The 5902-nt window shown below is 43.8% G+C and carries 6 protein-coding genes; 2 read left to right on the top strand and 4 right to left on the bottom strand.

Annotation, left to right across the window (positions count from 1 at the left end):
- Positions 1–153: 153 nt before the first annotated feature.
- Both IM485_RS15655 and trmFO read right to left on the bottom strand, forming a co-directional pair.
- Complete coding sequence (locus IM485_RS15655) at positions 154–651, bottom strand: 2TM domain-containing protein (RefSeq protein ID WP_104396575.1); 498 nt, start codon at positions 649–651, stop codon at positions 154–156.
- 61 nt (positions 652–712) lie between these two features.
- Positions 713–2050: an FADH(2)-oxidizing methylenetetrahydrofolate--tRNA-(uracil(54)-C(5))-methyltransferase TrmFO gene (gene trmFO, locus IM485_RS15650; RefSeq protein WP_104396576.1), complete on the bottom strand. Its 1338-nt coding sequence runs from the start codon at positions 2048–2050 to the stop codon at positions 713–715.
- A gap of 241 nt (positions 2051–2291) precedes the next feature.
- Here trmFO and IM485_RS15645 point away from each other — a divergent pair, with 241 nt between their 5' ends.
- Complete coding sequence (locus IM485_RS15645; RefSeq protein ID WP_104396577.1) at positions 2292–2570, top strand: thylakoid-associated protein; 279 nt, start codon at positions 2292–2294, stop codon at positions 2568–2570.
- A 117-nt stretch (positions 2571–2687) separates the two neighbouring features.
- On the opposite strand, the gene IM485_RS15640 is transcribed toward IM485_RS15645, so the two are convergent.
- Complete coding sequence (locus tag IM485_RS15640) at positions 2688–3767, bottom strand: PIN/TRAM domain-containing protein (protein ID WP_190356669.1); 1080 nt, start codon at positions 3765–3767, stop codon at positions 2688–2690.
- 260 nt (positions 3768–4027) lie between these two features.
- On the opposite strand from IM485_RS15640, the gene hemW reads away from it, so the two are divergent.
- Complete coding sequence (gene hemW / locus IM485_RS15635; RefSeq protein ID WP_104396579.1) at positions 4028–5200, top strand: radical SAM family heme chaperone HemW; 1173 nt, start codon at positions 4028–4030, stop codon at positions 5198–5200.
- Positions 5201–5437: 237 nt separating this feature from the next.
- On the opposite strand, the gene IM485_RS15630 is transcribed toward hemW, so the two are convergent.
- Complete coding sequence (locus tag IM485_RS15630; protein ID WP_104396580.1) at positions 5438–5758, bottom strand: cupin domain-containing protein; 321 nt, start codon at positions 5756–5758, stop codon at positions 5438–5440.
- Between the last annotated feature and the right edge of the window lie 144 nt (positions 5759–5902).

The following is a 5902-nucleotide window of genomic DNA, read 5'->3' as shown; positions in this document are numbered from 1 at the left end:
TAGCTTGTAAACAAGCCTGATAGAATGATGGTAACATTTTAAATTTTTGACTGGTTGCCATAACCACTCTATTTCTTTGGGGGACATTTGGCTAGAGTCTTTATCCTGCCTACCTTTAAACCTCTTTGTCACCCCTTGAGTTTTTCAACACTATTAAAACTGTAAAAACTTTTTAACTTGTGTCCAAAGATTGCTAAAAGACTCTTTCATTTCCTCCTTAATTTTCCAGCGTTTAAATGCCTCTTCGTAGGCAATCCCTTGATTTTGAAAAGTTTTCCAAGCGGAGAGAGAAAGAGGTAAACCCATCAGCAAAAAGATATAAATTGCCCAAGAAATTGTTCCCGCACTAATTAAATTAATGATAATAAAAAAACTATTAATAATCAGATAGCGAACGGTTTTATTTTTTAGCTCCTCGCGACGAAAGCGATCGAATTCTTGCCGTTTATAACTGAGCATTTTTGACTCTTGCCAGTCCTTTTCCGCCGCTTCTAAGTCTTTAATTTCAATAGCTAAATCGTCGGCAATTTCTAACAACTGTTGACGGGTAATTTCTCCCTTATCTCCTTGACGGGAGATAGCCAAATAGAGAATTTCCTGCACATCCTCTTGACTATAGGATTGGGGAGGGAAAAAATCGGGGTTTGGCATAGCGATAGAGAAAGAAATAGGTTCCTTCTCTATTATGGGCGATCGATTTAGCGATTGACAGTTAGACGAGACAGGGAGTTTTTAACTGATTCATCCATGCTTCTAAATCCTGCAAAGAGCGCTCGGCATATTGACCGTAACGTTCCCGTTTATTGCGGATTTTTCTGGTAAAATTCGGCAAAATGCCAAAATTTGGCGGCATCGGTTGAAAATGTTTCGGTTCGGCACTGCTGATAAACTCAAATAATGACCCCATCATCGTTGTGGTTGGCAATGTCACCGTTTCTAATCCTAAAGCTAAACGAGCGGCATTAGTTCCCGCTAACCATCCCCCAGCAGCCGCAGCCGTATAGCCTTCCGTGCCGATTAACTGTCCTGCCGCTAATAGCGTCGGTCGCGATTTAAACTGGAGACTGGAGGATAATAACTGGGGAGAATTGATAAAGGTGTTTTTGTGCATCACCCCCATGCGGACAAATTCGGCCTTTTCTAACCCCGGAATCAGACGGAAAACCCGTGTTTGTTCACCCCATTTTAAATTAGTTTGAAATCCCACCATATTCCACAATTGCCCCGCTTTATCTTCCATTCGCAACTGTATAACTGCGTAGGGACGTTGATCCGGATATCTGGAATCCGCTAATCCCACCGGTTTTAGGGGACCAAAACGCATGGTATCCTCTCCTCGACTGGCTAATTCTTCGATCGGCAGACAAGCCTCGAAAAATTTGGCATTTTCTCGCTCAAAATCCTTCAATTCTGCCTGTTCTGCCTGTTTTAGTTCTTGCCAGAAGTGCAGGTATTGTTCCCGCTCCATGGGACAATTGAGATAGGCGGCCTCACCTTTATCGTAACGAGAGGCCAGAAAAGCGATCGATCGATCGATCGATTCCCCTAGAATAATCGGACTAGCGGCATCAAAAAAGCTCAGATAGTCCAGACCGGCAAAATTTTGTAGATCTGCGGCCAAGGCAGCACTGGTTAACGGTCCGGTGGTTAAAACGACGATACCATCCCGGGGAATTTCCGTGATCTCCTGACGTTTTAAGGTGACTAGAGGGTGGTTAGCCAAGATTTCCGTCAAATTTCGACTAAAGACCCCTCGATCGACCGCTAAAGCCCCTCCTGCGGGGACACTGTGCTGATCGGCCTGAGCAATAACTAGAGAATTTAAGCGTCGTAATTCTTCATGGAGTAACCCGGTGGCGCGATCCACCGCCATGGCACCAAAGGAGTTACTACAGACTAATTCGGCTAAAAATTGGCTATGGTGGGCGGGACTAGAGCGAATTGGGCGCATTTCGTGCAGGATCACGGGAATACCTGCTTGGGCTATCTGCCACGCCGCCTCAGTCCCCGCTAATCCTCCACCAATTACATGAATAGGGCGATCGATCATAGTTGGGAGAAAATGGCTAGAGTAGGATTATTTTAGCGTTAGTTCCGAGTCACCAAAAAATAGGCTGGGCTGACGGCGATCGCATAAAGATTTTGGCTGATCACAAACTCAGGTTATAATCAAGGAAGGGATAGAATATTATATTTTATCTAGTCACGGTTTTTGCTTTCGAGAAGGTGGCAACACCGCCCCACTTTCTCACCATCTCCTTCCAGATGGGCTAGTTAGCGGTTTGACTTCTATGAACACCAATTATCTTGAAGAATACCAAAAATACCTAGCCGAATGGCAGAAAATGCTTCTGTCCGCTTGGGGTAATGGTCTTCCCACGACTACACCAGTGTTTGAGTTTCCGGAAACTTTGGTTAAATCCCTCGAATATCAACAAGAATGGGTGAAATCCTACCTAACCGCCCAAGAAACCGCCACCAAAGTTGCCCTCGATAGTCAGAAACAATTCTGGGATAGTTATTTCGGTTTTGCTCGTCAGTCCATGGCCGTACTCAATAAACCGGCTTAATTAGGTATCAATTGGCTAGATAGTTCGATTGGTGACTTAACTTCCCTTAGAAAATAAAATACCTCAAATACAATCCCCTCTGGCCTTGTATTTGAGGCTTTTTTTGTGTTCTTCCCTTTAAGCAATGAGGGAATTTTGGGGTTTAGCAAAAATCATCCGTCCGGCCGAGGTTTGCAGTGCAGATGTCACCACTACCCGCAATTCTCCCCCTAGATAATCTTTTCCTTCTTCTACCACCACCATCGTGCCATCTTCTAGATAACCAATGCCTTGGGTGGGTTCTTTTCCTGCTTTGAGAATTTTTAGATCCAAAGTATCCCCGGGCAAGTAGATCGGGCGTACTGCTTGGGCGAGATCGTTGACATTCAAGATGGTGACTTTTTGCAGATTGGCCACTTTACTGAGATTATAATCGTTCGTGAGCAAGGTGGCGTTAATTTCTTGGGCAAGATGGACTAATTTAGCATCTACGGTGCTAATATCCTCATAATCGGCCGGATGAATGATAATGCGATCAGGGAATTCTTGCTGCATCCGGTTTAAGATGTCTAATCCGCGTCTTCCTCTGACTCGTTTTTGGTCGTTACTGCCATCCGCTAACTGTTGCAATTCCTGAAGGATAAATTGGGGAATGAGTATCTGTCCTTCGATAAATCCCGTGTCTAACAATTGTTCGATACGACCATCGATAATACAACTGGTGTCCACAACTTTGGTGGCGGCCGCTTGCAGGGTCCCTTCTGCCACTAGAATTGATTCCATACTATTGGGGTTAATCAGACGCAAAAAAGTGCGACCGTGGGTATCTGCTAAACTAACCCCCAGATAGGAAAACATAATACTGCCTAAAATGGCGATTATCGGCTTAATAAACGAGAATTCTCTGGGAATCGGTAGGAAGAAAATCGGGGCTAAGATCAGATTAGCAATTAACAAACCGATAACTAGACCGACCGAACGGGTTAAAATAACTTCGATCGGAGTTTGTCTTACTTGGGTTTCTAGACGACGATAGGTAGTTTGGGCAACTAAACCAATAGCTAAACCAATAATTGAGGCAAAACCCGCCGATAACCAGCGTAAAGCTTCAATATTGCTGATTTGCGACTGGACAGCAACCGGGAGCAAGTCAACACCACTATAACCAATACTGGCAACAGCGAAGACGAATAGTAAAATTATGACAGCATCAAGCATGGGGATAATACCAGAGGGGATAGAGGGGAATGACGGTAGAAAATAATGAGTATGGATACTTTTACATTATATCCGTGGGCCTCTCCTAATTTGTGTCGGGAAAGTTGCTTTCATTCTAGGAGATGTTCTCCCCAGCCATAATACATCTTAACGAAGATAAACGAAATTACAGTAGGAGGCAGGAGGCAGGAGGCAGGAGGCAGCTTTATTCTCCCCACACCCCACACCCCACACTCCCTTTTTTCCTTTTTCCTCATATAATGTCCTATTTTGACCCCGTAACCTCGGTTTATATTCATATTCCCTTTTGTCGTCGGCGCTGTTTTTACTGCGATTTCCCGATTTTTGTCCTTGGTAATCGCACCAATCCGGCGACTTTTCCCCCTGTGGTGGAGTATGTGGAAATATTACAGGAAGAAATTAGCCTTAGTCAGGGGACGGGGAAACCCCTAGAAACAATTTTTTTTGGGGGGGGGACTCCTTCCCTGTTACCGGTGGAATTATTAGGATCGATTCTGGATACTTTAGCCAAAAAGTTTGATTTTGCGGCCGATATAGAAATTTCTATGGAGATTGATCCAGCTACCTTTAGTTTAGAACAATTACAGGGTTATCTTAGCGCGGGAGTCAATCGGGTTAGTTTAGGAGTACAGGCTTTTCAAGAACCATTATTACAGGTTTCCGGTCGATCGCATACCGTTAAGGATATCTATCAGGCAGTGGAATTAATTCAGGGATTGGGAATAGTTAACTATAGTTTGGATTTGATTTCGGGATTGCCACAACAAACCCTGACAGATTGGGAAAATTCCCTAGAAAAAGCGATCGAACTGCAACCGGCCCATCTTTCCTGTTACGATTTGGTCTTAGAAGCGGTTACTCCTTTCGGTAAACAGTATCAACCGGGAAAAAAACCCTTACCCGATGATGAAACCACGGCGAAAATGTATGTTTTAGCCGGTGAAAAACTAGCTTTAGCCGGTTATCAACATTACGAGATTTCTAACTATGCCAAACCGGGTTATCAATGCCGACATAATCGAGTTTACTGGGAAAATCGTCCCTATTACGGTTTTGGTATGGGGGCTGCTAGTTATCTTCATCAACAACGTTTTACCCGTCCGCGCAAAAGTCGCGACTATTTCGCTTGGGTAAAAGAAGGCTGCCCAATTGACGTGGAGAAAAATAGTTTTATCGATGATCTTCTCGAAACCTTAATGCTAGGGTTAAGGTTAGGGTCAGGGGTGAGTTTGCCCGCGATTGAAGCTAATTTTGGTCCGGAAATCAAAAAAGCAATTTTAGAGGTCTTAGAGCCGCATAAACAGCGTAATCTAGTAATAATTGAGGGGGATACCAGGGTAAGATTAAGCGACCCCGAAGGTTTTTTGTTTTCTAATATCGTTTTAACCGATTTATTCGATCGCTGGCAATAGTTAGGGCCTGCTGAAAAAGTTTGTTGGTGGGGGCAGGGTGTGGGGTGTAGGGTGTAGGGTGTAGGGTTTTACCGATTTTGAGGTAGTCAGTTACCTAATTTTCAGGGAAAAAGTACCTGAATTTTACCCCCGATCACTCCAATGGCTGGCACTTTTTGAGGGGAAAAAAGTCCAAAAGTCTTATCCAACAAGGTTTTTAGATTTATTCAGCAGACCATAGTTAGAAACTATATTTTCCTAGCGATAATGGACAGCTAACCAAATACAGGGGGGATTATTGCTAGTAAATTCGACGCGGTGTTTTTGGTGAGGAGGAATCAGGAGATAATCCCCTGCTTGCAGATTAACTTGGCTGCCATCTTCATAACTAATCTCAGCGTATCCCTGTAATAAAATCACCCATTCAAACTCAGATTGATCGTACCATTGACCGAGGGGAGTGGTTTGACCGGTGGAAATAATTCTTTCCAGACGAATAGCCTGACTTTGGGCCAAAATTTCCAGAATTTCTCGGTCGGGAATTAGTTCGGGTAAATCAAAAATTGAAGCTGCTATCATTAGTTAGGGTCTGCTGAATAAATCTAAAAACCTTGTTGGATAAGACTTTTAGACTTTTTTTTCCTCAAAAAGTGCCAGCCGTTGCGGGGATCGGGGGGAAAATTCAGGTACTTTTTCCCTGAAAATTAGGTAATTGACTACCTC

The organism is Microcystis sp. M169S2, from assembly GCF_020245865.1.
Taxonomy (GTDB): domain Bacteria; phylum Cyanobacteriota; class Cyanobacteriia; order Cyanobacteriales; family Microcystaceae; genus Microcystis; species Microcystis ichthyoblabe_A.
This window is presented reverse-complemented; position numbering and strand designations above follow the sequence as displayed.

Bases quoted from the DNA above. Each gene is read 5' to 3' on its own strand.
- IM485_RS15655 (WP_104396575.1), bottom strand. From the start codon at position 651: ATGCCAAACCCCGATTTTTTCCCTCCCCAATCCTATAGTCAAGAGGAT.
- trmFO (WP_104396576.1), bottom strand. From the start codon at position 2,050: ATGATCGATCGCCCTATTCATGTAATTGGTGGAGGATTAGCGGGGACT.
- IM485_RS15645 (WP_104396577.1), top strand. From the start codon at position 2,292: ATGAACACCAATTATCTTGAAGAATACCAAAAATACCTAGCCGAATGG.
- IM485_RS15640 (WP_190356669.1), bottom strand. From the start codon at position 3,767: ATGCTTGATGCTGTCATAATTTTACTATTCGTCTTCGCTGTTGCCAGT.
- hemW (WP_104396579.1), top strand. From the start codon at position 4,028: ATGTCCTATTTTGACCCCGTAACCTCGGTTTATATTCATATTCCCTTT.
- IM485_RS15630 (WP_104396580.1), bottom strand. From the start codon at position 5,758: ATGATAGCAGCTTCAATTTTTGATTTACCCGAACTAATTCCCGACCGA.